Raw genomic sequence first — 25106 nt, 5'->3', positions numbered from 1 at the left:
ACGAAAATCGTTGACCGAACAAGGGGAACAAAGATGAAGAAGACGATATTTCAAATCACCACGGCTCTGGCCCTTCTCGCTGCCGCCGGCGCCGCCAATGCCGCGGACTGCAAAGTCACGGTCGGCCTCGTGATGGAACTGACCGGCCCGGCCGGCGAATATGGCCAGGCAGGCGCGAAGTCCGTCGAGATGGCCTTTCGCGACATCAATGCCGCTGGCGGCGCCCATGGCTGCGATCTGGTGACGGATACACGCGACAGCCAGAGCCAGGGCAATGTGGCAGTGGATGCTGCGACCCAGCTGGTGCAGGTCAAGAAGGTACCGGCGATTATCGGCGGCATTATTTCTTCGGTGACGATCCCGATCCTGACCTCGGTCACCGCGCCGGCCAAGATCGTGCAGGTATCGCCGGCAGCTTCCTCGCCGACGCTGACGGCGCTCGGCCGCGACGGCAAGACCAACGGTATATTCTTCCGCACCATCACCTCAGATTCGCTGCAGGGCATTGCCGCTGCCAAATATGCGATCGACAAGGGCTTCAAGAAGCTCGCGATCATCCACGTCAACAATGATTTCGGCGTGAACATGGTCGCCGAATTCTCGAAGGCCTATAAGGCGCTCGGCGGCACGATCGTCTCGACGACGCCCTACAATGAAAAGCAGTCGAGCTATGCTTCGGAAGTCACCGCCGGCATGGGCGGCGATCCGGACGGCCTCTACCTCGTCAGCACGCCGGTCGACGGCGCGACAATCGCCCGCACATGGATCTCGCAAGGCGGCCCGCAGAAGTTCCTGCTCAATGACGGCATGAACAGCCCGGACTTTATCGATTCCGTGGGCGCCGACTATCTGAAGGACGCCTTTGGCACCTCCTCCGGCACGACGCCGACGCCCTCGACCGACTATTTTAACAAGAACTACAAGGATTTCTCAGGGATCGAGCCGACTAATCCAGCCGCTGACCGAGCCTATGATGCGGGCGCGATCGTCGGTCTCGCGCTTGCTATCGCCGGCGACGACACCTCGAAGCTGAAGGATGCAATCTTCAAGGTCGTCGACTCCAAGGGCACGCCGATCTATGCCGGCAAGGAAGAGTTCGCCAAGGCGCTCGGCCTCATCAAGGAAGGCAAGCCGATCCGTTACGAAGGCATCATCGGCCCGGTCTCCTTCGATCAATATGGCGACATCACCGGCCCATTCCGTCTCTGGAAGATCGCCGACGGCAAGATCGTCACCGACGGCGAGCTGAAGATGGAAGACGTTTCGACCCTGAAGGATAAGATCAAGTAGGCGACACTCTACTTTGCAAAAAGGCGAGGTGCTCCCCATCGGCGCGCCTCGCTTGAAATCATCCTAGCGCAATCCTTTCAGCGGTTGATCTATGGTGACAGCTATCTGGCGTAGTTATTGAGAGATCCTCCGCTGATGCCCGGCAGTGCCCCTCGCCCCACCAATCCGACCCTGTGGACGCTGACAGCCGGCCCTGCCCCTGAACTTTCCCACGACCTGCCTTCCCGCTCAGACGTCGTCGTGATCGGCGGCGGCTTCACCGGCCTGACCGCAGCACTTCATCTTGCCCGCGCCGGCCGCTCCGTGACCGTTCTTGAGGCCGGGCGGCTGGGTGCGGGAGCCAGCGGCATGAATGCCGGCTTCGTCGTTCCCAATTTCGCCAAGGCCGATCCGGCGACCGTCCGTCAGAAGCTGCCGCGCGACAAGGCGGATGCGCTGTTGTCGCTCGTCGGTGCGGGCGCCGACGAGGTGTTTGCGACCATCGCGGAGGAGCAGATTTCATGCGATGCGGCGCAGACCGGTTGGCTGCAGCCCGCTTATGGCGACGACATGGCTGCGATCCTGCGCCAAAGGGCGAAGGACTGGACAGAGCTTGGTCGTCCAGTCGAATTTCTCAATGCCGGCGCCGTCCGGAACGAGACCGGTATGACTATCTATTCCGGAGGATTGATCGATCACTCCGGCGGCACCATCCACCCGCTAAATTATCTCTATGGGCTCGCAAGGGCGGCCATGCGGCGCGGCGCTATGATCCGCGAAAACAGCGTGGTCGAGCACGTCGAGCGACATGCCGGCACCTGGCACGTTAGCCTCGTGGACCATGAAATCGAAACGGAGGTCGTCATCCTCGCCACCAACGCCTTCACGAGCGGCATAGCTTCCCGCATGGGCCGAACGGGCGTGCCGTTAAAGGTGTATCAAGTGGCCACGAAGCCGATCGATGCCGAAACCGTTGCGCGGATCGCTCCCAATCGCCGGCCCGTCGGCGATACACGCTCCAACCTCTTCACCTACCGGCTCGATCGCGACAACAGGCTGATCAGCGGCGGCATGGCGATCAATCCGGTCGGTGCCTTCGAGCGCGTCGGTCGCGCCGTCGTCGACCGGCTCACATCCGAACTCCGCCTGCCGCATCATCCGGGTGTGGAGATCGTCTGGACCGGAACGGCGATCATGACGCCGGATTTCCTGCCGCGCCTCTATCGTTTCGGCGGCGGCTTCTTCGGAGGGATTGGCTGCAATGGTCGCGGCATCGCCATGACGGCGCAGCTTGGCCGGACACTGGCGAGACTGGCGCTCGGCGAAACGGCGGAATCCCTGCCGATTCCGCTGCAATCCAGCCACCCGCTGCCGTTCCACCGATTCACGCCCGCCGTCGCTTCGCTTGCTCTGGCGCATGCGCGCTTTGAAGACTGGCGCACCGGGCGTCGATAGCTTGGTGAGAACATCGCTGCTTATCAATGCCTAGACAGCTTCAGGCAGCAATTGACCATAAATTCTATAGAGAAAGGAATGAAGACGCGACCGCATCCGTAAAAACGAAATGGCTTTTCTCGAACGCCTGCTTTTAATGCGGCATCGTGGCGCCGGATGAAATCGGAGCCTGCCCATGAACGCGCAATTGCACCATATCAACGCCAAGCATCCCGAGGCGACCTTGCTGGAGACCGAGCAACAGGCGCTGGCCGTCGCGCAGGAGCTTGCCGCACGCTTTGCCGCCACCGCTTCGGAGCGCGATAGCGAAAGGCTGCTCCCGTTTGCGGAAATGGATGAGCTGGCTCTGTCCGGGCTGCTGGCGATCACCGTTCCCGAAGAATATGGCGGCCTGGATGTCTCGAATGCCACCCTGGCGGAGATCACCGCGATCCTGGCTGAGGCCGACGGCTCAATCGGGCAGATACCGCAGAATCATTTCTACATCCTCGAAGCCCTGCGCATCGACGGCTCGGAAGATCAGAAGCGCTATTTCTTCGGCCGCGCATTGGCCGGCGATCGTTTCGGCAACGCCCTTTCCGAACGCGGCACGAAGACGGTCGGGCACTATGATACCCGTATCACCCGCGACGGTCCCGGCTATCGTATCAATGGCCGCAAGTTCTATTCGACCGGCGTTCTCTTTGCCGATTGGGTCACCGTCTTCGCGCTGGATGAAGCCGACAAGCTGGTCATGGCCTTCGTTCCCAAGGGCACGGAAGGCATCGAGATCATCGATGACTGGGATGGCTTCGGGCAGCGCACGACCGGCAGCGGCACCACGGTCCTCAACAATGTCTATGTGAATGCCGATCACGTCGTCCCCCATCACAAGGGCTTCGAACGGCCGACGACGATCGGCTCGGTCGGTCAGATCATCCACGCCGGCGTCGATCTCGGCATTGCCCGAGCCGCATTTGCCGCAACGCTGGACTTCGTAAAAACCCGATCCCGCCCCTGGATGGATAGCGGCGTCGAGCGCGCGAGCGACGATCCGCTGACGATCGCCAAGGTCGGCCAGATCGCCATCCGGCTGGAAGCAGCGGCTGCGACTATCGAACGCGCCGGCCGCAAGGTCGATGCCGCACAGGTCGAGACGACCGAAAAAAGAGTAATTGAGGCAACGCTCGCCGTCGCTGCCGCCAAGGTGCTGACGACGGAAATCGCCATCGAAGCGACGAATACGCTGTTCGAGCTTGCCGGGACGGCATCGGTCAAGCTCGACCTCAATCTCGACCGGCACTGGCGCAATGCCCGTACGCATACGCTTCACGATCCGGTTCGCTGGAAATATCATGTCGTTGGCAACTACCATCTGAACGACGTCATTCCGCCGAAGAACGGCGCACTTTGATAAGAGCGCAAACAAAAGCCCCGTTGCCGACATTGGGCAACGGGGCTTTTCTGTCCGATGAGGTCTGATCAGCTGTAGAGGCTGACTTCGGGAATCCGGTCGTTCAGCACGAACTCGCCGACTTCCTTGGCCTTGTAGAAGACCGGATCGTGCAGCGTATGCGTCCGCACATTGCGCCAGAAGCGATCGAAGCGATATTTCTCTGCGGTCGAGCGCGCGCCGGTGAGTTCGAAGACGCGTGAGGTGATATCCAGCGAAACGTGCGTCGCATGCACCTTCGCCGCATAGGCCTCGGCTGCCGCCTCGCCGCGCTCGCGCGCCGTTGCCCTGCTTCCTCTCGCAAGAGCCTCCTGCACCGCTGCCGCGGCGCTATCGGCCAGCGCAACGGAAGCCTTCAAGGCCGCAGTGAACTCGCCGACACGCTCGAGAATATAGGGGTCGTCCGATGCACGCTCGACGCCGGAAGTAACCCAGGGCCGTGTCGTGGTGCGGACGTAGTCGATGGCCTCGCGCAACGCGCCCTCGGCCGTGCCAAGATAGAAGTTCACGAAAACAAGCTGAATGAACGGCGTGTTGAACGTCGCGAGCACCGGCGCCTCACCGCCAGTCGCCGCCGCCCTGTCCAGATCCTCCTCATAGACGGGGAAATCATGGAATTCGACGCTGCCGCTGTCGGAGAGGCGTTGGCCGAAATTGTCCCAGTCGTCATTGGCCTTGTAGCCCGGCCGGTTCGTCGGAACAGCAAAGCCGACGATCCTGTCGTCGAGCGCGGCATTGGCATTGATATAGTCGGACACGCGAGCGGCCGTCGAGAAGGATTTGCGGCCATTCAGGACATAACCGTTGCCGCGACGCGTCAGCACGAGGCCTGGATCGCGCGGATTGACGGCGGCGCCCCAATAGAGGCTGTTGGCAACCGTCTTGCTGCCGAATTCCTGCGCTCGTGTCTCGTCGAAGGCCCAATAGACATATTGGCTGTTGACATAGTGATAGCCGAGAAGCTGGCCGATGGAGCTTTCGCCGCGCGCAAGGATGCGCACCAGCCGCAATCCGTCCACCCAGTCGAGACCACCGCCGCCGATCTGCTGTGGGTGCAGGGCGTTCAGCAGCCCGGCATTCTTCAGTCTGACGATTTCGCCGTGAGGAGGCCGTCCCTCCCGGTCAAGTTCTGCAGCTCGCTTCGAAAGATCCGCGGCAATCTCTTCCGCTCTGGCAAAAAGGTCCTCTCGCGTGGCATTTCGATTGCCCGCAAAGACGACGTTGGACTGGCTCATGATATGAACTCCGGTTCAGTGACGTAATCCGGCGGGATCAAGGGACCCCGCCGAAAGATCGAAGTCGGCAGCTTAGAAAAGCTTGTCCGGTATCCAGCTTGCGGTCACTGCGTCGCTAGCGCTGAAGGCGGGAACTTTCTGTGCCAGTTCCTCGATCGTCTTGACGCTGGCCGCCCGCAGCCCTTCCTGCGTCAGCAGGGTCGGCTTGACGGTGATCTGATGCGGAACCTCCTGGCCTGCGACCTGCAAAGCCGCGGCACGGATGGAGACGGCGCCGACCACGGCCGGATTGGTTGCAACCGTCGCGACCCAGGGGCTGCCCGGCTCGGTGATCTCCTGAATGTCGGCTGTCGATACGTCGGCCGAGTAGATCTTCAGCTTGTCGGCAATCCCGAGATCGGTGGCGGCAAGCTTCACACCGCGCGCGAATTCGTCATAGGGAGCGAAGACGACCGATATATCGGGATTGGCCGTCAGCGCCGCCTTTGCCTGGTCCGCGGTCGACGTCGCCGTCGTATCGCTGACATTGCCGAAACGGGTCTTCTCGACGACCCCTGCATTCTGCTTCTTGAACGTGTCCCAGACCTCGTTGCGACGGTCGAGCGGCGCAAAGCCGGCTACATAGACATAACCTGCCTTGAAACTGTTCCCGTTGTCTTTGACGGCCTGCTTCAAAGCGAGATCGGCAAGCTCATGATCGCTCTGCTCGACCTGGGGGATCTTCGGATTGTTGAGATTGACGTCGAAAGCGACGACCTTGATGCCCTTGTCGAGCGCCTGCTGGACGACATCGCCAAGCGATTCCGGCAGGCCGTGATCGATGACGATGGCAGAGACGCCAAGATTGATTGCCTGGAGGATCTGTTCGCGCTGAGCTGCGGCATCCTGACGGCCGGGGAAGACGCGTAGATCGATATCGAGCGCCTTCGCCTGCGCTTCCGCACCGGCCTGATAAGCCTGAAAGAAATCGCCGGCGGATATGTAGCTGACCAAGGCGATCTTTACGCCCCCTTTATCAAAGGGCGCGGGAGCGCCATTCACACCGCCAGCCAGCGCAGTCTGCGCAAGAAGAAGAGGAGCAACGGCCGACAGGACAAGCCGTGTGAGAAATTTCATTGTCGCGACCCTCACGATCAATCGGAAGCGTCGTCTGACGGAATGATGACCCTGCGACGCGTGCAATTATTTAGCTATAAACTCTATGTTTTTAGTAGATTAAATTATCCGATTTTGCCCGCCTTCGGAGATTCTTTGTTCGCGACGGGAAGGCTTGGCGGCAAGGGCTTGCCCACGAGATCGCGCAATCTCGCAGATAGCCAGTTCGGGTGATGGCGATAGAGCAGCGTCCGAAAAGGCAGACCTTGACCTGTCAATCACTGCACGAGCCACGGAAACCCGATCTGTACATTAGAAGGCTGGATGACGGAAATTTCCCAGGCCGCTCCAGTTTTGGAAAAACGTTCCTCCCGCAAATCATTTAAATCTACCAATTTTATATTCTATTGGCATTTATGGATTGCTGGAGAGGATGCTTTCATGACCAAGGAACAGACGATCGGCCTCGGACGCCGGGATATTCTTAAACTGACGGCGGTTGCCGGAACGGCGCTCGCGGCCTCGAGCATTCTGTCCAAAACCGCGGCAGCTGCCGATGATGCATTGTCGTTGAAAGGCAAGCGGATCGCCATAAGCGCGACGGGAACCGACCACTATTTCGACCTGCAGGCCTACAACGCACAAATCGACGAAGTGAAGCGCCTGGGCGGCACGCCGATTGCCGTCGATGCCGGCCGCAATGACGGCAAGCTTGTCTCGCAGCTGCAGACGCTGATCGCCCAGAAGCCGGACGCGATCGTCCAGATCCTCGGCACGCTGAGCGTCATCGACCCCTGGCTGAAGAAGGCCCGCGACGCCGGCATTCCCGTTTTGACCGTCGATGTCGGCTCGACCAACTCGATCAACAACACCACCTCGGACAATTGGGGCATCGGCAAGGACCTGGCGCTGCAGCTCGTCTCCGACATTGGCGGCGAAGGCAATATCGTCGCCTTCAACGGCTTCTACGGCGTGACGCCCTGCGCGATCCGCTACGACCAGCTCGTCAACGTCGTCAAATACTTCCCGAAGGTGAAGATTATCCAGCCGGAGCTGCGTGACGTCATTCCGAATACGGTTCAGGACGCATTCACCCAGATCACAGCGATCCTCAATAAATATCCGGAAAAGGGGTCGATCAAAGCGATCTGGTCGGCTTGGGACATTCCGCAGCTTGGTGCCACGCAGGCTCTCGCCGCCGCCGGCCGCACGGAGATCCGCACCTACGGCGTCGACGGCAGCCCGGAAGTGCTGCAGCTCGTCGCCGATCCCAATTCACCGGCGGGCGCCGATGCTGCCCAGCAGCCGGCGGAGATCGGTCGTACGGCTATCCGCAATGTCGCCAAGCTGCTCTCGGGGCAGACGCTGCCGCGCGAAACCTACGTCCCTGCCCTGCTGGCAAACAAAAGCAATGTCGCCGACGTGATCAAGAAGCTCGGCATCGGCTGACCTGCAAACCGGCGATGCGGATCTCCCCGCATCGCTCCTCCAAAGGCGAAAGGCCTCTTTCATGACCGCAGCCGAGCATGCGACCACAGCAGACAACGAGTCGCACATCCTGCGCTTCGATGGCATCGTCAAACGCTTCGGCGGCGCGCAGGCGCTGGCCGGAGCGTCACTTGCCATCAGGCGCGGCACCGTCCACGGACTTGTCGGTCAGAACGGAGCGGGCAAATCCACTTTGATCAAGCTCCTTGCCGGTCTGCATACCCCGGACGAGGGACGGATCGAGATCGAGGGCCGGGCCTATGATCGCCTGACGCCGCATCTGTGCGAAGAGCTCGGCATTCATTTCATCCACCAGGATCGGCTGCTGGTCCCGACCTTCACCGTCGGAGAATCGCTTTTTCTCGGGCGAGAGACCCGCCTCGGCAAGACGCCTTTCCTCGACCGCAGCGCCATGCAGCGGCGGGCAGCAGAGCTCCTTGCCAATTATTTCGGCGTCGATCTGCCGAAGAACGCGCTCATCAGCGAGCTCTCGACGGCCGAACGCCAGATCGTGCAGATCACCCGCGCGCTGCTGCATAAACCGAAGATCCTTGTCTTCGACGAGCCGACCGCGGCGCTGGTGCGCCAGGAAGCGGAGATCCTGTTCCGCCTCATCCGTCGCCTGCGCGGTGAGGGCGTGACCATTGTCTATGTCTCGCATTATCTCAATGAAATCGAGGCCTTGTGCGACGATGTTACGGTTCTGCGCAATGGTATCGATGTAGCTTCTCTGAGGGCAAGCGAAATCTCGGCAGGTAAGATTGCCAACCTGATGGTCGAACGCGATATCGCCGACATGTTTCCCAAGCGGCAGGTCGAACTCGGCAAGGAAATCCTCAAGGTCAGGAATCTCTCGGCAGCCAGCCGTTTTCACGATGTCAGCTTCTCACTGCATCGCGGCGAGATCCTCGGTATTACGGGCCTTCTCGGCTCGGGGGCAAAGGATCTCGTTCGCACCCTGTTTGGCTTGCAGGCCGCAACAGATGGGACGATCGATGTCGATGCGCGTGGCCTGAAGCCGCGCAACCCGGTCGAAGCCGTCGATCACCAGATCGCCTTGGTACCGGAGGATAGGCGCGGCCACGGTGTAGGTCTGGAGCTCAGCGTCCGTGAAAACATCACCCTGTCGAGCCTGGGCCGCTATACGCGCTTCGGCTTTCTCAACAAAAAGCGAGAAAGCGCCGACACCGACGAGCTGATCAAGCGGCTGCAGATCAAGACGGCTGGACGCGAGGCATTGGTGCGGACGCTCTCGGGCGGCAATCAGCAGAAGGTGGCGATTGCCAAATGGCTGAGCCGCCGGTCGGATATCTACCTGCTCGACGAGCCGACCGCCGGCGTCGACATCGGCTCGAAGGTCGAAATCTATTCGCTGATCGGCGAACTTGCCGCCCGCGGTGCCGGTGTGATCGTGCTGTCTTCGGATCTTCAGGAGCTTGTCGGCATCACGGACAGGATCCTTGTGCTATTCCGCGGTCGCGTGACGCGTGAACTGATTTCCTCTCAGACCACAACGGACGAAGTTCTGTCGGCATCCACCGGTGCCTTGGAAGGATTGCGCCATGTCGGCTGATGTTCAATTTGCCTCGCTGCCTGAAACTTCGACGGCAAAAGCCTTACCGACCGGCGGCAGGCTTGCCGCTGCTGCCCTGCGGTTCGGTTCGCTGCTTGCCTTTGCAGCCATTCTGGTGATTTTCGCGCTGACGGCGCCCTATTTTCTGACGGTCGGCAATATCGGCAACGTGCTCGGACAATCGGCCATTTCGGGTGTTCTTGCCATCGGCCTCACGATCGTGTTGATTGCAGGCGGCTCCAATGTCGTCACCGGTGGCATAGACCTCTCGCTTGCCGCCAATATGGGGCTGAGCGCCGCGGTTTACGCAAGCCTCATCCAGCTCGGCTTCAGTGACCTGGTCGCCGCGGCGGGCGCGCTGGCGACCGGTCTGGCGATCGGCGCCGTCAATGCGCTGGCGATCGTCTTTGCCGGCATCGTACCATTGCTGGCGACCCTCGCCGTAATGAACGTGGTCGCCGGGCTGGAGCTGGTGCTGACGCAGAATACCGTGCTTCCCGCCTCGACTGACCTCCTTGCCCTTCTGTCATCGTCTGACGGCTTCGGCATTCCGATCCTCGCCTATGTGCTGATCGGCTTCACCATCATCGCCACGGCGATCGTTCAATTCACCCCACTCGGCCTCAGGCTCTATGCCGTCGGCGAGTTTCCGGAGGCCGCACGCGCCGCCGGATTGCCGTTGAGGAGCCTGGTCGCGGGCGCTTTCGTCGCCAGCGGGTTCTGCGGCGGCATCGCCGGCATCCTGTCGGTCGCCTATCTCAGCGGCAGCACCACCGGTTCGGGCGAAATGCTGCTTCCCGTCGTCGTAACGGCCTTGCTCGGCTCTGTCTTCTCGCGCCGGCTCGTACCGACCATCGGCGGCACGCTCATATCGACGCTGTTCGTCGGCTTTCTCATCAATGGCTTTCAGTTGCTCAACCTGCCAAGCACGCTGGTCAGCGGCGTTCAAGGTCTTCTGATCCTCATCGTGGTTTCTGCCACCACCCTGCTGCGCAAACGGGAGATCTGAGCCATGACCGCTGCCATCGCTCCGACACGATCATTCGCCGGCCTCGCCCGCTATGGACTCATTGTCGCCCTTGTCGTCGTCTTTTCCCTGTTTTCGATCGTGGCACCGACATTTCTCAGCATCGGCAATCTGCAGAGCATTCTCGTCAATAACTTCACGCTGCTGGCCATCGTCTCGATCGCCATGACCTTCGCCGTTGCCGCCGGCGGCATCGATCTCTCCGTCGGAACGGCGGTCGATTTCGCAAGCTTCGCCTTCGTCTCCGGTATTCTTGCAGGCCTGCCCGTGCCGCTGGCCGCCTTGGCGGGCCTTGGCGCCGGAGCCGTGGTCGGCAGCGTCAATGCGGCGCTGATCTCGGCGATCGGCGTCTCGCCATTCCTGGCAACACTCGGAACGCTGTTCATCGGCCGCAGCATTCAGCAATTGCTCACGGACGGTGGCAATCCGGTCTATCTGCCGCCTTCCGGCGTCCCCGCAGCGTTCCGCTTTATCGGTCATGGAACGATTGCCGGCCTGCCGGTCCCGCTTCTGATCGCCGCGGTCATCATCGCGGGCGCAGCACTGTTGTTCGGGCGCATGCGCTTCGGCCGAGTCGTGCTTGCGATCGGCATCCAACCGCGGACGGTGCGCTATTCCGGGATTGGACTGGCAAAGCATGTCGCCGTGACCTTCATTCTTGCAAGCACGATTGCCGCCTTTGCCGGGCTGATCCTGACGGCGACGGTCACCGTCTATATCCCCTCCTCCGGCAACGGCTTCATGCTGAACGCCATCGGCGCCACCTTCATCGGCACGACCTTTTCGCCACTCGGTCGGCCGAATGTCGCCGGCACCGTTCTTGGCGTTCTGCTGTTGAGCATCGTTGCCAACGGCCTGCTGCTGACGGGCCTGAACTTCTATTGGCAGCAGGTCGGCACCGGCCTTTTGATCTTCGCCGTGCTCGCCTTCAGCTTCGTCAACAAGAAAGCCGTCGGCGTCTGATCGCCGGCCCAACGATACAATCGCAGGAATAGCAAGATGACACGCGAAATCAGGCTCAATGCCTTCGACATGAACTGCGTCGGACACCAGTCACCGGGCCTATGGCGCCATCCGCGCGACAAATCCTGGACCTACAAGGACCTCGATTATTGGGTCCATCTGGCAAAGACGCTGGAGCGCGGCAAGTTCGACGGCCTGTTCATCGCCGACGTGCTTGGGGTCTATGACGTTCTGAACGGCAATGTCGATGCGGCCTTGCGCCATTCGGCACAGGTGCCGGTCAACGATCCGCTGCAGCTCATCCCGACCATGGCCTATGAAACGGAGCATCTCGGCTTCGGTCTGACGGCTTCGCTCTCTTTCGAGCATCCCTATACCTTCGCACGGCGCATCTCGACGCTCGATCATCTGACGAAAGGGCGCGTCGGCTGGAACATCGTCACCTCCTATTTGAACAGCGGCGCGCTCAACATCGGTCAATCGGCCCAGACACAACATGACGATCGTTATGCGTTGGCCGAGGAATATCTCGAAGTCTGCTACAAGCTTTGGGAGGGCAGCTGGGAAGACGACGCCGTCATCCGCGATCGCGAGAGCGGCATCTTTACGAGACCGGAAAAGGTGCATCCGATCCGCCATTCCGGCAAGCATTTCAGCGTACCCGGCATTCATCTCTGCGAACCGTCGCCGCAGCGCACGCCTGTGCTCTACCAGGCGGGCGCCTCCAGCCGCGGCAAGGATTTCGCCGGCGCGCATGCCGAATGCATTTTCGTCGCCGCACCGTCAAAAGCGGTCCTGAAACGCTATGTCGCCAATGTTCGCGAAGCCGCCGAGCGCATCGGCCGCAATCCCCGAGAAATCCTCTCCTTCAATCTTCAGACTGTGATTCTCGGTGAGACGGATGCCGAGGCGCAGCGCAAGTTCAACGAATACCGTCAATATGTTTCGCTCGAAGGCGCGCAGGCGCTGATCTCCGGCTGGACGGGCATCGATTTCGGCCAGTTCTCGCCCGACGAGGTGCTGCGCCATCGCCATACCAATGCGGTGCAATCTGCTGTCGAGACCTTCACCACCATCGACCCAGGCAAGGAATGGACGGTGCGCGAAATGGCGGATTGGGTCGGCATTGGCGGCTTCGGCCCGGTCTTTGTCGGCTCGCCACAGACGGTCGCGGACCTCATGCAGGAATGGATCGAGGATACCGACGTCGACGGCTTCAATCTTGCCTATGCCGTCACGCCCGAAAGCTTCGAAGATGCCGTCGATCTTCTGGTGCCGGAGCTGCAGAAGCGCGGCGTCTACAAGACCGAATATCGCGCGGGCACCCTGCGCGAGAAGCTCGGCGGCAGCGGCCCAAGACTCACGGCACCGCATCCGGCGGCCGGCTATCGCAATCTTGGGGAAGTTGCGGCCCTATCCAGACGCGCCGGATAGGCTTCAGGCAAGGGGCCGCCGCGATCTTCCGCAGCTGCCCCGGCTTGGACGGAGACGGCTCTTCTCAGCCGCCCCAGGTCTGATCGAGGACGCGAATCCAGTTCTGATGCGCGATCTTGGCGAGCGCCTGGTCGTCAAAGCCATGCGCGCGCAGGGCGTCGATCAGCTTCGGCAGCCCGCTCGCATCGCCTAGTGCTGCCGGTATGGTCGTACCATCGAAATCGGAACCGAGCGCGACGTGCTCTATGCCAATGCGCTCGGCAATGTAGGCGACGTGGCGAACGAGGATGTCGAGCGGCGTATCCATGTTCCTCGCGCCGTCATCGCGCAGGAAGAGCACGCCGAAATTGATGCCGACCAGGCCGCCCGTATCGCGGATCGCGTCGAGCTGCCTGTCGGTCAGATTGCGGCTGTGCGGGCTGATGGCATGCGCGTTGGAATGCGAGGCGACCAGCGGCGCATTCGACAATTTCGCGATATCCCAAAAACCCTGCTCGTTCATGTGCGATAGATCGATCATGATCCTGAGCTCGTTGCAGGCGCGGATCAGATCCTTGCCGGCATCGGTGAGGCCAGGGCCGATATCCGGCGTCGAGGGAAAGCGGAACGGCACGCCATGAGCAAAGACGTTCGAGCGGCTCCATACAGGCCCGAGCGTGCGTAGCCCGGCCTGATGCAGGACGTAAAGAGCATCGAGATCGGCCGCGACAGCCTCCGCGCCCTCGATGTGGAAAATCGCAGCGAATTGGCCCTCGGCAATGGAGCGCTTGATATCGGCGGCCGAACGGCAAACCTTTACCGCTCCCTTGGAGCGGGCCTCGATCGCTAGCAAAAGCCGCGCCATGGCCAGGGTCTCGTTCAGCGCGTCGGGCTGGGCAGGCGTGACAAAATCGGCGTTTTCGGGCTTCGGCTGATCCGGCGACGGAATGAATATGGCGCATAGCCCGCCGGCGAGGCCACCGCGGCGCGCACGAGGCAGGTCGATATGCCCGGCAGCTTCGCCATTCAGGAAAGCGTCGACGGAATTCAAGCCGCCGCGGCGCAGCCGGAGCAGCACGTCGTTGTGGCCATCAAAGACGGGGATTATCGAGGATTCGGTCATGTCTCATTCCAAAACTGTGGTTGATATCTGCGTAGGAAAAATTGGCTGGATGGGCAAATGCAAACTACGCATGAAAAACGGAAGGGTTGCTCGCAAAGCGCGCCGGTGGGGAGTTCCGCAAAGATATGATGGAGACCGGACCATGCCAAGCCTCGTTATGTGCGGCATAAAGCTATTGCCGGAAGTCGGCAACGCCTTCAATCAAATACCGGGGCGACATTGGTCTGCAGCGCAGCCCAAAGTCCGTCCACTCTTGCAGATATCCGATCGGCCCGCCGTCCCGAAATCGCTCGGTATGTGCCAATACGACACGAATCCACACCACCTGGCGCCATAGTTCAGGGCAATTGCCACGCGAATATGAGGTTGATGACCCGCGGGACTTGCCTTTTCGAAATCGCGCTGCAAATGAAAGGGTTTGGCATCATCAGGTAGCTAAGGATACGGCAGGTGCAACATGTCGTTTCGCTGGAGAAAAGACAGCCCGAAGCAGGCTTTGAACCTTATTCCTGTTGAAACAGGCGACCATCTATCAGCCGGCATCGTGAGTGGCCGTTTGAAGGCGGTGCTCATGTTTTATCCCGACGGTATTCGAGGAGACCGGATTGTCTGATTTGCGGCGCGAAGAACAATCCGCATCTGCGTCCATCGAGGCGAAGGATCGATCGTGGCGCGAGGACAGAAGGCCCCAGCCGTCAGATCGGCGGCGCTTTCCGCGGCCGGAAAAGCCGGCGAGCGAGGAAGTGTTGCCACTGCCGGCTTTGCAGCCGCTGCGGTTTTCGACGCGCGAGCTCGAACCGGCGGCACAATTTGCCGCCTGGCAGACCTATATCGCACCCCTGGTTGACATCCGCCTGCCGGATAATGTCTCGCCGGAAACCGGTTTTCCCGCAGATCATGTGGCCTGGAATCTCGGTGGCATGCTCATCGTTCAGCAGGATACGCCTCCTCACAGCTACATGCGCTCGCAGGCGAAGGTAAAAGCCAACCTCATCGATCATTGGCATATTTCCGTCCTGAGCGATGGCCGGACATGGACGGAGGTCGACGGGCGTGTGCTGGAAGGCGAGCCGGGCAAGATAGAATTGCGCTCTCTCGGGCATCCTTTTCGGGGACGATCGACCGAAGCGAAAACCCTCTCGCTCTTTCTGCCGCGAGCATTGCTGTTCGAAGTTCCCGCCCCCGTCGAGATCGAAAACAACATCGCCCTTTCCGGGATCTTCACGGGCATGCTGATCGAATATCTCGACAGCGTCACGGACAATCTTCCTCGCTTTGCGGCGACCGACCTGCCGCATATCGTTCAGACGGTGCGCAACATGATCGTGGCGTCCGTTTCGACATCGGCGGCCCAATCGACAGGCGTCGAGCAACATAGCACTCTGGCAGTAACGGAGCGCGTGCGGCGGTTCGTCGAAAGCAATCTTGCTGCGGGCGACCTGACGGTGGAGCAGATATGCCGGCAGCTCGGCATATCCCGCACCAGGCTCTACCAAATCTTCGAGCAATATGGCGGCGTGCATCATTATATTCAGCGACGCCGTCTTCTGTCGGCCCATGCCGCGCTCAGCGATCCGGCGAACCGGGAGCAGATCCTCGATATTGCCTTTAGCGTCGGTTTTTCATCGGCAGCACATTTCAGCCGGGCATTCAGCAAGGAATTTGGCTACAGTCCTCGTGAAGCAAGAAATCTCACCATTCCACGCTATCTTGGACAAGTCGCTTCGCCGGCATCGCCTGACACCCATTCCTTCGAAGAATGGCTGAGGACCCTCGGCTACTATCACTAAAGACGATGGATTTTGACATCCCTTGAACGCGCGCAAAGCGGATTGCTTCGCGCGCCGGGCGATACGTTCGCCTCCGCGATCTCGGCGCTCGGCCGCCGGATCGCACTTCAGCAATTGCGAAAATGGACGCTGCTGCAAGTTTCAGGATGCACGGCTAACGACATGTCGCACGTAACCTATTAGAAAAGAAGCATAATAATCGTTTGGACACCAAGGCCCTGGTGAGTGGCGAATGTACCCTCCGTCCACCACGGCAAAGCTTTAGGGAACATAGCAATGGTATCGACCCGCCAGACAATGACCATCAGCAAGCCTCAACATCCTTCCACCGACGCCTATCGCGCCGTCGAACGTGAAGAGGTTCTGGAAGTAGCGTTTCGCGATTTCGTACAAATGGTGCTTGCTGCCGGCTGGAATGAACCGGAAGTCGCTTTGACCCTCGCCGACATCGCCGACGACTACGTCATGGCTCTCGCTGGTAGAGTTGCCGAAAAATAGTGTTGCGTACCCGTCCGTGCCCCGCAGGGGTGGGCACGGACGGCCAGCAGCAACTCTTCAGCATGCCGCCGGCGACACCGCTCACCAAGAAGGCGGCTCGCCGGCGGCACGAGTTCTACCCATCAATACGGCAGACATGCCTCCTTCATGCGGCGCCCTATCCAGGCGGGACTTGAAGAAAGCGAATAGTGATGAAAGTCAGGCAACATCTCTGGTTTCGGCGTGATATGGAATCGGCGATCGAGTTCTACGCGACGCTTATTCCGAATTCGGCAACCGGGTGGATCTCGAATATCCTGACCGATAATCCGAATGGTCCGGCCGGCAGCGTGAAATTCGCAGGCTTCACACTCGGCAACCGTTCCTTCATGGGCTTTGAGGCCGGGCCGCTCGATCGCTCGGAGCATTGCTCTTCCATCATCTTCGAATGCGAAACGAAGGCCGAAGCGGATCGTTTGCGCGCTGCTCTGGAAAAGGGCAGTTCGAAGGATAGTCACAGCCCGGTGGTAGATCCCTGGGGTGTATCCTGGCAGTTCATCGTGACGTCGCAAAGCGATGGCGTCGAAGCGGCAGTCATATCCGACAAGACCAGCGGCACTGTTCCCGCGAAAAAGAAATTCGCCGCCGCCTAAGGCTGCGCGACAAACGGCAACAAAGCTCTAAAGCGGCAACGGCGCATCCTTTTTTAGCCAGTCGAAAGGATGCGCGGCCGCGAAGGTAAGCGGAAGCCGATCCACACTCGGCTTCCGCTTGCGCTATATCGGCTATCAGTTGAGAGCCGGGCAGCCGCTCCGATTGGCGAAGACCATACGGTCCGGGCCGCCATCATTCCAGCCACGAACGACGATACGCCGGCCATTGCTGTCAATTGAATCGATGCGCCGGAAGCCTTCGGCACGGGCGGCTCGCATGAGCTCGCGCCGGCTGCAGCCGCGATCACGGTCCCAATCGCGATCCCGGTCGCGGTCCCATCCGCGCGGCGGGCGGTTCCAATCACGACCCTGGTCACGCTGCCAGGGCGGCGGCGCGTAGCCGTCATCGCCACCATAGTACTGCGCCGAGGCGGCAGAGGTCATCAGTTGCAACGCGGCCAGCCCGATCAGGGCGACGCGCGATACTCGTACGAAACGTTCCAACATTTCCCTTACCCCATTTTCTCTTATGGACGAGGCAGAGATACACCAGCTCGCCTGAACTCTGCCTGAACGCCGCCGGAGCGTGATCATAGCACAGGGTCGAACGTCAAGGGACTATCGACGGACCAGCCATTGACGGCCGCGCAGAGGCGCTCGCAATTTCCTCGACAGCCAGCAAAATTCCATGTCCTCGAGATTCATGCCAGCAGTCTGCAGCCAAACCGCGCCAATCTCGCGAAAACCGCTACCTATTTTCGCGTACCACGCGTCAGGACGTATGATCTCCATCCCGCCAATCGGTGATGGCAGAATGAACCGACTGGGACAGAAGCATTGCGGCGGCGAGACAATAAAGCAACACGATAATGGCCGTTTCTATGATCAGCGGCAGGAAAGCAAAATGGGCGCCTGGGCTGTCTTCCTCTTCAGGAAAAAGATCCGGCAGCCCAAGGCTCATGGCCACCAGCGGCGAGGCCAGGATCGCGACAAAGGCGGCTGCATGAAACCAGAGGCGTAGTCGAGGTAATTTTCCCGCCGCCCAGAAAGCCAAAAGCGGCGCGCCGATATTGCAGACCAAACCAAGCAAAACGGCAATCTCTGTTGGCAGGATCGAATCGTCGTACATGAATCCCCAATCCCCTGATGCTACCCAAATTAGTATCAAGCCTACGAAATGACAACTTGCTCACATGATGATGCGATCGCCAGAATTCGGGCTTTCAGCGCATCGCCGCGAATTTATGGAAAGCATCGGCACTCGGAAACCTCGCTGGATAGCAAACCCGATATCTGTCTAGCTGACGAGCTCGCTCCGCCCCTGTCCGAATGTTTCTGCACGATGGAATTTATGGGAAATCTTGTTGCTGAACGTAAGAGGCCATGCTGCCCTCAATACCCGGCCTGATATCCCCGCTTCGTCATCCAGACGGAGATATCCTAGCGCTCGATGCCAGTGATCGTCGGTTTGAACGCGATGGTTTTCTCGCCGATATCGCCCTCGCCGGCGACAGCGTGGCGAACCAGCTGTGCGGCCATCTCGCCCATGGCGCGCCTTGGCGAGCGGGAGGTCGCGATCGGCGCCGGCAGGGAGCCGACCAGATCCAGCCCATTGAATCCGGCAATCAACACTTGGCCAGGAACCTCAATGCCGAGCTGCATACAGGCGAACAATCCGCCGCTCGCCATGTCGTCGTTCGAATAATAAATGCAATCGATATCGGGCGCAGCCGCGAGCATTGCCATCGTCAGCCGCTTTCCCAGTGCGATTGAGGAAAAGGCATCGTCAATCCGCTGCTCGATGAAATCGAGACCATGCGTACGCAATATGCGCTCGAAGCCGGCCTTGCGTTTGCCGGCACGCAGGTCCTTTTCCAGCGCGCTGCCGACATAGCCGAACCGCCAACGGCCGGCGGCAATGAGCGCTTCGGCCATGTCTTCGCCCGCCGCGCCATGCGACAGCCCGACATTGAAATCGATGGGCGCACCATCGAGATCCATGAGCTGGATGACCGGAATATTGGCGTGGCGGAGCAAGTCCACCGTTTCCTCGGGTTGATCCAGGCCGGTGACGATGATGGCACAGGGTTGCCAGGAGAGCATATCGCGGATGATGTCGCGCTCCTTTGCCATGTCATAATCGGATATGCCGAACACGGCCTGCATGCCGGAACCATCAAGCCCGGCGGAAATGCCGGCAAGAATCTCCGGGAAAACAATGTTCGACATGCTGGGAACGACAACAGCGACCAGATTGGTGCGCTGAGAAGATAGTGAGAGTGCCAGCCTGTTGCCCACATAGTTCATCCGCGTTGCCGCCTCGATCACCCTGTCGCGCGTCTCGCTGGAGACGTCGGCAACGCCGCGCAAAGCGCGCGACGCCGTCATCTTGCTGACGCCCGCTTCGGTCGCGACTTCTTCCAGAGTGGGTTTGCGCATCCCCAAGCAACCCTCGATGAACCATGCGGCTGGCACAATGCCGCTCTCCTTCATAGAATGTTTCGCCGAAAAGGCAAACATGAGCCTATTGACAATTCCTCGAGAAATGAGCCTATGTTACCGATACCGGTATCGGTAACATAGGCTGAAAATCGCAGAGGTAGCGCCGTGCAGAATACGAAGAAGGCCGCCGTTATCGGTCTGGGGTCCATGGGCTGGGGCGCCGCTTTGTCGCTTCTGAGAGCTGGCTTTAACGTGCGCGGCTGCGATCTTCGCAGCGAGGCTCTCGCCTGTTTTGCCGAGAACGGCGGCACACCCTGCACGACGCCGGCGTCGGCGGCGGAAGATGCCGACGTGATCCTCGTCTATGTCGTCAACAACAAGCAGACCGAGGACGTGCTTTTCGGGCAGAACGGTGCGCTGGAAACAGCGCGGCCGTCGACGGTGTTCCTGCTCTGCGCCACTATGGCCCCGAGCGCCACAATAGCCATTGCGGAAAGGCTGGAAGCGGCAGGCATGCTCGTCATCGACGCGCCCGTCTCCGGCGGTCACGTGCGCGCCCTTGCAGGCGAGATCACCGTCATGGCGTCCGGCATGCCCGAGGCCTTCGATCGCGCATCCGCGGTGCTCGATGCCATTTCGGCCAAGGTGTTCCGGCTCGGCGATCGCCCAGGCGCCGGTTCGCAGGTCAAGATGATCAACCAGCTGCTGGCCGGCGTGCATATCGCCGCGACAGCCGAGGCCATGACGCTTGCCGCCAAGGCAGGTATCGATCTGAAAACGCTCTACGAGGTGATTCGTGTTTCCGCCGGCTCGTCCTGGATGTTCGAGAACCGCGGCGAGCACATCGTTTCAGGCGATTACACGCCGCGCTCGGCGGTCAATATCTTCGTCAAGGACCTCGGCATCGTCACTTCGGAGGCCGGCAAGGCCGGTGCCGTCACCCCGCTTGCAACAACGGCGCTCGATCTCTTCGTTGAAGCATCGCAAGCGGGTCTCGGTCTTGAAGATGACGCAGCCGTCGCAAAAATCCTGGCCGCCAAGAGCGGAGCCAGCCTGCCGGGCGTGAAAGGTTAGACCATGGCGCTCCTGCTTGGTTGCATCGCGGATGACTTTACCGGGGCGACCGACCTTGCCGCGCTGCTGGCGCGCAGCGGATTGCCCGTTTCGCTGCGGATCGGCATACCGCCGGAGAAGCGCGACCGGAACGAGACGGCTGCCTTCGAGGTCATCGCCCTGAAATGCCGGACATCGCCGGTCGCGATCGCCGTGAAGCAGGCTCGGCAAGCATTGGATTGGCTGAAGGAAGCGGGAGCAAACCGTTTCTTCTGGAAATATTGCTCGACATTCGACAGCACGGCCGAAGGCAATATCGGTCCGGTCGCTGAGATGCTGCTGGCGGAGACGAGTGCGACCCAGACAATCTATTGTCCTGCCTTTCCGGAAAATGGGCGTAGCGTCTTCATGGGCCATCTCTTCGTCGGCGAGCAGCCTCTGTCGGAAAGTCCGATGAAGGACCATCCGCTGACGCCGATGCGCGATTCAAGCCTCTTGCGGCTTCTGACGCCGCAGGTGAATGGCGCTGTCGGCCTTGCCAGCCGTAATATCGTCTCGAAGGGTGCAGCGGCGCTGAGAGCAAAGTTGGCGCAACTCGGCAGCGGCGGCATTCAACATGTGATCGTCGATGCCGTATCCGACGACGATCTCCGCACGATCGCGGCGGCATCCTTCGACATGCCGCTGCTGACGGGCGGCAGCGCAATTGCCGGCCAGCTTCCGCGATTCTACATGGAGCAGGGTCTCGTTGGCCTCTCCGAACATAGACAGGCGCCGCCGAAGGTCGCCGGCGGCTCGATCGTCCTATCCGGCAGCTGCTCCGCCATGACGCGGAAGCAGGTTGTCAATTACGCCGGCAAGGTCGCCAGCCTGCAGCTCGATCCGGTCGTGCTTGCAGAGGAAGGCGCCGGTACTGCGCTGGAATGGCTGCGTCAACAGTCCCCCGATGCGCCGAAACTCATTTACGCGACCGCCGAACCCGATGAGGTACGGCAGGCGCAGGAGCGGTTGGGGCGGGACAAGGCGGGCCAGGTCGTCGAGAACGCGCTTTCCGAGATCGCCCGCGCGGCGTTCGATGGCGGCACCCGCCGCTTCGTCGTTGCCGGCGGCGAGACCTCCGGCGCGATCACGCAGGCGCTCGGGGCGGCGCATTTGACTATCGGGCCGGAAATAGCACCCGGCGTGCCTTGGACTTTCACGACCCTTGGGGGCGAAACAGTCGCTCTAGCTCTAAAGTCCGGCAATTTCGGCGGGGAAACCTTCTTTACAGACGCTTTCGATGGATTGAGGGCGGCATGAGCGAGGAAGCCGCGCTGCGCGAACAGATCTGCATGATGGCCAAATCGCTTTACGATCGCGGCCTGACCGCCGGCTCCTCCGGCAATATTTCGGCGCGGCTCAGCGACGGACGGCTTTTGGTGACGCCGACGGGCAGCTCCTTCGGACGCCTCGATCCCGCCCGCCTCTCGCTCTTCGACGATGAAGGGCGCCTGATCGGCGGGGACAAGCCAACGAAGGAGATGCCGCTGCATGCCGCCTTCTATGAGACACGACCGAAAAAGACAGGCGCCGTCGTCCATCTTCATTCCAGCCACTCGGTGGCGCTTTCGATCCTGCCCGGCGTCGATGCCGACAACATGCTGCCGCCGTTGACCGCCTATTCGATCATGAAGCTCGGCAAGGTGAAGTTGTTGCCCTATTTCATGCCGGGCGATCCGGCGATGGGCGATGCCATTCGCGGCCTTGCCGGCAAGCGCAGCGCCGTGATGCTGGCAGCACACGGCCCTGTCGTTTCGGCCAAGGATCTGGAAGCCGCTATCTATGCGATCGAAGAACTGGAAGAGACGGCTAAGCTTGCCATCTTGACCCGTGGGGCTAATCCTTCGCTGCTGACGGATGCGCAAATCGCCGATCTCGTCCGCACTTATGATGTGGAATGGGACTGAACATGACACGCTTTTCCGCCAATCTGGGTTTCCTGTGGCAGGAGCTTTCCCTTCCCGACGGCATCCGCGCCGCCAAGGCCGCCGGCTTCGACGCCGTGGAATGCCACTACCCCTACGACACGCCCGCTGAAGCCGTGCGTCGGGCGTTGGAGGAAACCGGCCTCGCCATGCTCGGCCTCAATACTGCCCGCGGCAATGTCGCGGCCGGCGACAACGGACTTGCCGCCATCCCGGGACGCGAGGAAGAAGCCCGCCTGCTCATCGATCAGGCTATCGACTATGCAGACGCCATCGGGGCGCGAAATGTGCATGTGATGGCAGGCAAGACCGCCGGCGATGACGCACGGGCCACCTTCATTTCCAATCTGCGCTATGCCTGCGAACGCGCCAGCAAGATGGGAGCGACCATCCTGATCGAGCCGCTCAACTATCGCGATGCACCAGGCTACTTCCTCCAGACTGCCGATCAGGCGCTGGACATCATCGTTGAAGTGGGCGCTGATAATCTCAAACTGATGTTCGACTGCTATCACCTCCAGATCATGCAGGGCGATCTGACACATAGGCTGCAAGCGCATATGGGAGCAATCGGCCATATCCAGATCGCTGCTGTTCCGGACAGGCGCGAACCGGATCACGGAGAGATCGATTATCGTCACATTCTGCAGGTCCTGGAAATGCTTGGTTATGACAGGCCGATCGGCGCGGAATATCGGCCGGCAACCACGACGAATGCGGGGCTCACCTGGCTGCAGACTTACAGATGAAACGGCGGTTGGCGTCCCGGATGCGGCCGTCAAACTTATTCACTCGGGACTGATCCCGAAGACTGACACTCGTCTACTGGGAGGAAAATCCGATATGCATGTTTTGATCCTGGGTGCCGCGGGCATGGTCGGCCGCAAGCTTGTCAACCGCATCGCCGCCGAACCGACGATTCTCGGCAAGGCTATCGATCGCCTGACGCTGGTCGACGCTTTCCAGCCGCCGGTGCCGGAAGCGCTTCAATCCGTGTCCAAGGCTTTGACGATCGACCTTGCGACACCGGGTGTTACGGAAAAACTCATCGAAGACCGTCCGGATATGGTCTTCCATCTCGCCGCCATCGTCTCCGGCGAGGCCGAGGCCGACTTCGACAAGGGGTACTCCGTCAATCTCGATGGCACGCGAGCTCTCTTCGAAGCCATCCGCCAGCAAGGCCTGAAATCCGCCTATACGCCGCGCGTCATCTTCGCCTCTTCCATTGCGGTGTTCGGCACCCCCTTCCCCGAGGTTATCGGTGACGAATTCCTGACCGCACCGCTGACGAGCTACGGCACGCAGAAGGCGATCGCGGAACTCCTGCTTGCCGATTATTCGCGTCGCGGCATTTTCGATGGCATCGGCATCCGACTACCGACCATCTGCGTTCGCCCCGGCACTCCGAACAAGGCGGCCTCCGGCTTCTTTTCCAACATCCTGCGCGAGCCGCTGGTCGGCAAAGAGGCTGTTCTGCCCGTCAGCGATACGGTGCGCCACTGGTTCGCAAGCCCGCGGGCGGCGGTCGGTTTCTTTGTGCATGCGGCAACGCTCGATACGGCGAAGGTCGGGCCGCGGCGCAATCTTACCATGCCCGGGCTTTCTGCACTCGTTTCCGATGAGATCGATGCGCTGCGCCGTGTCGGCGGCGACAAGGCGGTTGCGCTGATCCGCCGTCAGCCTGATCCGGTGATCGAGCGCATCGTTTCCGGCTGGGCGACGCAGTTCGACGCCAAGCGCGCGAGCGACCTCGGCTTCAAGGCCGAACAGAGCTTCGACGAGATCCTGCAGGCACATATCGAAGACGAATTGGACGGGAGGGTCGCATGACGGAGGCGTCATCGAACGCACAAAGCGCAATCGCACTGGTGACCGGCGGCGGCACCGGCATTGGTCGCGCCATCGCCAAGGCACTCGGCTCGGCCGGCTTCAAGATCGTCATCTCGGGGCGTCGTGCGGACGTTCTCGAAAAATCCGCCCGCGAGCTCTCCAAGGAGACAGGGGCAGAATTTCTTGCGGTGGCGGCCGATGTCAGCGACCCCAATTCGGTCCGCAGCCTTTTCGACACCATTGCAGGTCGCTATGGCCGCCTCGACCTTCTGGTCAACAATGCGGGCATGGGCCTGCCGGCCGTGCCGATGGAGGAACTGAGTTTCGAGCAATGGAATGCTATTGTCGGCGCAAACCTGACCGGCGCGTTCCTCTGCACGCAGCAGGCTTTCCGTCTGATGAAAGCCCAGACGCCGCAAGGCGGTCGTATCATCAATAACGGCTCGATCTCGGCAACGACGCCACGGCCGCATTCCGCACCCTATACGGCCACGAAACACGCCATTACAGGCCTTACAAAATCGACGGCGCTCGACGGCCGTCCCTTCGATATCGCCTGCGGCCAGATCGATATCGGCAATGCCGCCACCGACATGACCGCACGGATGAGCGCCGGCGTCTTGCAGGCAAATGGGGAGACCGCGGCAGAGCCGACGATTTCGGCAGAGCATGTCGCCCGCGCCGTCGTCTACATGGCCACGCTGCCGCTCGATGCCAACGTTCTTTCCATGACCGTCATGGCAACGAAGATGCCGCTCGTCGGCAGGGGATAAAAGCAATCGGCAGCGTCGTGAGCACGGCGCTGCCGACATTACCAATTCGCG

24 protein-coding genes are annotated in these 25106 nt (G+C 60.7%); 18 read left to right on the top strand and 6 right to left on the bottom strand.

Annotation, left to right across the window (positions count from 1 at the left end):
- The first annotated feature begins 33 nt into the window (after window positions 1–33).
- The 3 genes from PH552_RS08455 to PH552_RS08445 all read left to right on the top strand — a co-directional run bounded on the left by PH552_RS08455 (window position 34) and on the right by PH552_RS08445 (window position 4117).
- On the top strand, window positions 34–1290 hold the full coding sequence (locus tag PH552_RS08455; RefSeq protein ID WP_112344873.1) for an ABC transporter substrate-binding protein: 1257 nt from the start codon (window positions 34–36) through the stop codon (window positions 1288–1290).
- A gap of 135 nt (window positions 1291–1425) precedes the next feature.
- A complete protein-coding gene (locus PH552_RS08450) occupies window positions 1426–2724 on the top strand; it encodes an NAD(P)/FAD-dependent oxidoreductase (RefSeq protein WP_112344872.1) in 1299 nt (432 codons plus the stop codon).
- A 175-nt stretch (window positions 2725–2899) separates the two neighbouring features.
- Entirely contained in the window at window positions 2900–4117 is a 1218-nt protein-coding gene (locus PH552_RS08445; protein WP_112344871.1) for an SfnB family sulfur acquisition oxidoreductase, read from the top strand.
- Window positions 4118–4185: 68 nt separating this feature from the next.
- On the opposite strand, the gene PH552_RS08440 is transcribed toward PH552_RS08445, so the two are convergent.
- Together PH552_RS08440 and PH552_RS08435 are read right to left on the bottom strand one after the other, a co-directional pair.
- Entirely contained in the window at window positions 4186–5391 is a 1206-nt protein-coding gene (locus tag PH552_RS08440; protein ID WP_112344870.1) for an acyl-CoA dehydrogenase family protein, read from the bottom strand.
- A gap of 72 nt (window positions 5392–5463) precedes the next feature.
- Entirely contained in the window at window positions 5464–6507 is a 1044-nt protein-coding gene (locus tag PH552_RS08435; RefSeq protein ID WP_112344869.1) for a substrate-binding domain-containing protein, read from the bottom strand.
- 420 nt (window positions 6508–6927) lie between these two features.
- On the opposite strand from PH552_RS08435, the gene PH552_RS08430 reads away from it, so the two are divergent.
- The 5 genes from PH552_RS08430 to PH552_RS08410 all read left to right on the top strand — a co-directional run bounded on the left by PH552_RS08430 (window position 6928) and on the right by PH552_RS08410 (window position 12971).
- Window positions 6928–7935, top strand: coding sequence for a sugar ABC transporter substrate-binding protein (locus PH552_RS08430; protein WP_112344868.1), 1008 nt, complete (start codon window positions 6928–6930; stop codon window positions 7933–7935).
- A 61-nt stretch (window positions 7936–7996) separates the two neighbouring features.
- Entirely contained in the window at window positions 7997–9547 is a 1551-nt protein-coding gene (locus PH552_RS08425; RefSeq protein WP_113250449.1) for a sugar ABC transporter ATP-binding protein, read from the top strand.
- Entirely contained in the window at window positions 9537–10556 is a 1020-nt protein-coding gene (locus PH552_RS08420) for an ABC transporter permease (RefSeq protein WP_112344866.1), read from the top strand. The genes PH552_RS08425 and PH552_RS08420 overlap by 11 nt, the downstream gene beginning before the upstream one ends.
- Window positions 10557–10559: 3 nt before the next feature.
- Entirely contained in the window at window positions 10560–11537 is a 978-nt protein-coding gene (locus PH552_RS08415) for an ABC transporter permease (RefSeq protein ID WP_112344865.1), read from the top strand.
- Between the two features lie 36 nt (window positions 11538–11573).
- Window positions 11574–12971: an LLM class flavin-dependent oxidoreductase gene (locus PH552_RS08410; protein WP_183760893.1), complete on the top strand. Its 1398-nt coding sequence runs from the start codon at window positions 11574–11576 to the stop codon at window positions 12969–12971.
- 64 nt (window positions 12972–13035) lie between these two features.
- Here the strand turns inward: PH552_RS08410 and PH552_RS08405 are convergent, their stop codons facing one another.
- Window positions 13036–14073, bottom strand: a complete 1038-nt coding sequence (locus PH552_RS08405; RefSeq protein WP_112344863.1) for a dipeptidase — start codon at window positions 14071–14073, stop codon at window positions 13036–13038.
- A 457-nt stretch (window positions 14074–14530) separates the two neighbouring features.
- Here PH552_RS08405 and PH552_RS08400 point away from each other — a divergent pair, with 457 nt between their 5' ends.
- From PH552_RS08400 to PH552_RS08385, 4 genes are all read left to right on the top strand, one after another.
- Complete coding sequence (locus PH552_RS08400) at window positions 14531–14686, top strand: hypothetical protein (RefSeq protein WP_186450724.1); 156 nt, start codon at window positions 14531–14533, stop codon at window positions 14684–14686.
- Between the two features lie 34 nt (window positions 14687–14720).
- Window positions 14721–15863: a helix-turn-helix transcriptional regulator gene (locus PH552_RS08395; protein WP_112345204.1), complete on the top strand. Its 1143-nt coding sequence runs from the start codon at window positions 14721–14723 to the stop codon at window positions 15861–15863.
- A 276-nt stretch (window positions 15864–16139) separates the two neighbouring features.
- Window positions 16140–16361, top strand: a complete 222-nt coding sequence (locus PH552_RS08390; RefSeq protein WP_112344862.1) for a hypothetical protein — start codon at window positions 16140–16142, stop codon at window positions 16359–16361.
- 191 nt (window positions 16362–16552) lie between these two features.
- Complete coding sequence (locus tag PH552_RS08385; protein ID WP_112344861.1) at window positions 16553–16993, top strand: VOC family protein; 441 nt, start codon at window positions 16553–16555, stop codon at window positions 16991–16993.
- 135 nt (window positions 16994–17128) lie between these two features.
- Here PH552_RS08385 and PH552_RS08380 read toward each other — a convergent pair whose 3' ends face one another.
- The 3 genes from PH552_RS08380 to PH552_RS08370 all read right to left on the bottom strand — a co-directional run bounded on the left by PH552_RS08380 (window position 17129) and on the right by PH552_RS08370 (window position 19432).
- Entirely contained in the window at window positions 17129–17500 is a 372-nt protein-coding gene (locus tag PH552_RS08380; protein WP_112344860.1) for a hypothetical protein, read from the bottom strand.
- Between the two features lie 265 nt (window positions 17501–17765).
- Entirely contained in the window at window positions 17766–18122 is a 357-nt protein-coding gene (locus PH552_RS08375) for a hypothetical protein (RefSeq protein WP_112344859.1), read from the bottom strand.
- 311 nt (window positions 18123–18433) lie between these two features.
- Complete coding sequence (locus tag PH552_RS08370; protein ID WP_112345203.1) at window positions 18434–19432, bottom strand: LacI family DNA-binding transcriptional regulator; 999 nt, start codon at window positions 19430–19432, stop codon at window positions 18434–18436.
- A gap of 210 nt (window positions 19433–19642) precedes the next feature.
- Here PH552_RS08370 and ltnD point away from each other — a divergent pair, with 210 nt between their 5' ends.
- From ltnD to PH552_RS08340, 6 genes are all read left to right on the top strand, one after another.
- A complete protein-coding gene (gene ltnD, locus PH552_RS08365) occupies window positions 19643–20509 on the top strand; it encodes an L-threonate dehydrogenase (protein WP_246698456.1) in 867 nt (288 codons plus the stop codon).
- 3 nt (window positions 20510–20512) lie between these two features.
- Window positions 20513–21787 carry a 3-oxo-tetronate kinase gene (gene otnK, locus PH552_RS08360; protein WP_112344857.1) on the top strand — a complete coding sequence of 425 codons (1275 nt, stop codon included), beginning with the start codon at window positions 20513–20515 and terminating at the stop codon, window positions 21785–21787.
- Window positions 21784–22434 (top strand): 3-oxo-tetronate 4-phosphate decarboxylase, encoded by a 651-nt coding sequence (gene otnC, locus PH552_RS08355; RefSeq protein WP_112344856.1) that lies wholly within the window; start codon window positions 21784–21786, stop codon window positions 22432–22434. The genes otnK and otnC overlap by 4 nt, the downstream gene beginning before the upstream one ends.
- A 2-nt stretch (window positions 22435–22436) precedes the next feature.
- Complete coding sequence (locus tag PH552_RS08350) at window positions 22437–23201, top strand: hydroxypyruvate isomerase family protein (RefSeq protein ID WP_169643233.1); 765 nt, start codon at window positions 22437–22439, stop codon at window positions 23199–23201.
- 94 nt (window positions 23202–23295) lie between these two features.
- Entirely contained in the window at window positions 23296–24282 is a 987-nt protein-coding gene (gene denD / locus PH552_RS08345; RefSeq protein WP_112344854.1) for a D-erythronate dehydrogenase, read from the top strand.
- On the top strand, window positions 24279–25055 hold the full coding sequence (locus tag PH552_RS08340; RefSeq protein WP_113250452.1) for an SDR family oxidoreductase: 777 nt from the start codon (window positions 24279–24281) through the stop codon (window positions 25053–25055). The genes denD and PH552_RS08340 overlap by 4 nt, the downstream gene beginning before the upstream one ends.
- Window positions 25056–25106 lie beyond the last annotated feature (51 nt).

Source organism: Rhizobium aureum, assembly GCF_030182495.1.
Lineage (GTDB): Bacteria > Pseudomonadota > Alphaproteobacteria > Rhizobiales > Rhizobiaceae > Rhizobium > Rhizobium tropici_C.
Note: the sequence above shows the minus strand (reverse complement) of the source record. Positions and strands in the feature narration are given on the sequence as shown.

Coding starts and splice junctions, on each gene's coding strand:
- PH552_RS08455 (WP_112344873.1), top strand. CDS start 34: ATGAAGAAGACGATATTTCAAATCACCACGGCTCTGGCCCTTCTCGCT.
- PH552_RS08450 (WP_112344872.1), top strand. CDS start 1,426: ATGCCCGGCAGTGCCCCTCGCCCCACCAATCCGACCCTGTGGACGCTG.
- PH552_RS08445 (WP_112344871.1), top strand. CDS start 2,900: ATGAACGCGCAATTGCACCATATCAACGCCAAGCATCCCGAGGCGACC.
- PH552_RS08440 (WP_112344870.1), bottom strand. CDS start 5,391: ATGAGCCAGTCCAACGTCGTCTTTGCGGGCAATCGAAATGCCACGCGA.
- PH552_RS08435 (WP_112344869.1), bottom strand. CDS start 6,507: ATGAAATTTCTCACACGGCTTGTCCTGTCGGCCGTTGCTCCTCTTCTT.
- PH552_RS08430 (WP_112344868.1), top strand. CDS start 6,928: ATGACCAAGGAACAGACGATCGGCCTCGGACGCCGGGATATTCTTAAA.
- PH552_RS08425 (WP_113250449.1), top strand. CDS start 7,997: ATGACCGCAGCCGAGCATGCGACCACAGCAGACAACGAGTCGCACATC.
- PH552_RS08420 (WP_112344866.1), top strand. CDS start 9,537: ATGTCGGCTGATGTTCAATTTGCCTCGCTGCCTGAAACTTCGACGGCA.
- PH552_RS08415 (WP_112344865.1), top strand. CDS start 10,560: ATGACCGCTGCCATCGCTCCGACACGATCATTCGCCGGCCTCGCCCGC.
- PH552_RS08410 (WP_183760893.1), top strand. CDS start 11,574: ATGACACGCGAAATCAGGCTCAATGCCTTCGACATGAACTGCGTCGGA.
- PH552_RS08405 (WP_112344863.1), bottom strand. CDS start 14,073: ATGACCGAATCCTCGATAATCCCCGTCTTTGATGGCCACAACGACGTG.
- PH552_RS08400 (WP_186450724.1), top strand. CDS start 14,531: ATGTCGTTTCGCTGGAGAAAAGACAGCCCGAAGCAGGCTTTGAACCTT.
- PH552_RS08390 (WP_112344862.1), top strand. CDS start 16,140: ATGGTATCGACCCGCCAGACAATGACCATCAGCAAGCCTCAACATCCT.
- PH552_RS08385 (WP_112344861.1), top strand. CDS start 16,553: ATGAAAGTCAGGCAACATCTCTGGTTTCGGCGTGATATGGAATCGGCG.
- PH552_RS08380 (WP_112344860.1), bottom strand. CDS start 17,500: ATGTTGGAACGTTTCGTACGAGTATCGCGCGTCGCCCTGATCGGGCTG.
- PH552_RS08375 (WP_112344859.1), bottom strand. CDS start 18,122: ATGTACGACGATTCGATCCTGCCAACAGAGATTGCCGTTTTGCTTGGT.
- PH552_RS08370 (WP_112345203.1), bottom strand. CDS start 19,432: ATGCGCAAACCCACTCTGGAAGAAGTCGCGACCGAAGCGGGCGTCAGC.
- ltnD (WP_246698456.1), top strand. CDS start 19,643: ATGGGCTGGGGCGCCGCTTTGTCGCTTCTGAGAGCTGGCTTTAACGTG.
- otnK (WP_112344857.1), top strand. CDS start 20,513: ATGGCGCTCCTGCTTGGTTGCATCGCGGATGACTTTACCGGGGCGACC.
- otnC (WP_112344856.1), top strand. CDS start 21,784: ATGAGCGAGGAAGCCGCGCTGCGCGAACAGATCTGCATGATGGCCAAA.
- PH552_RS08350 (WP_169643233.1), top strand. CDS start 22,437: ATGACACGCTTTTCCGCCAATCTGGGTTTCCTGTGGCAGGAGCTTTCC.
- denD (WP_112344854.1), top strand. CDS start 23,296: ATGCATGTTTTGATCCTGGGTGCCGCGGGCATGGTCGGCCGCAAGCTT.
- PH552_RS08340 (WP_113250452.1), top strand. CDS start 24,279: ATGACGGAGGCGTCATCGAACGCACAAAGCGCAATCGCACTGGTGACC.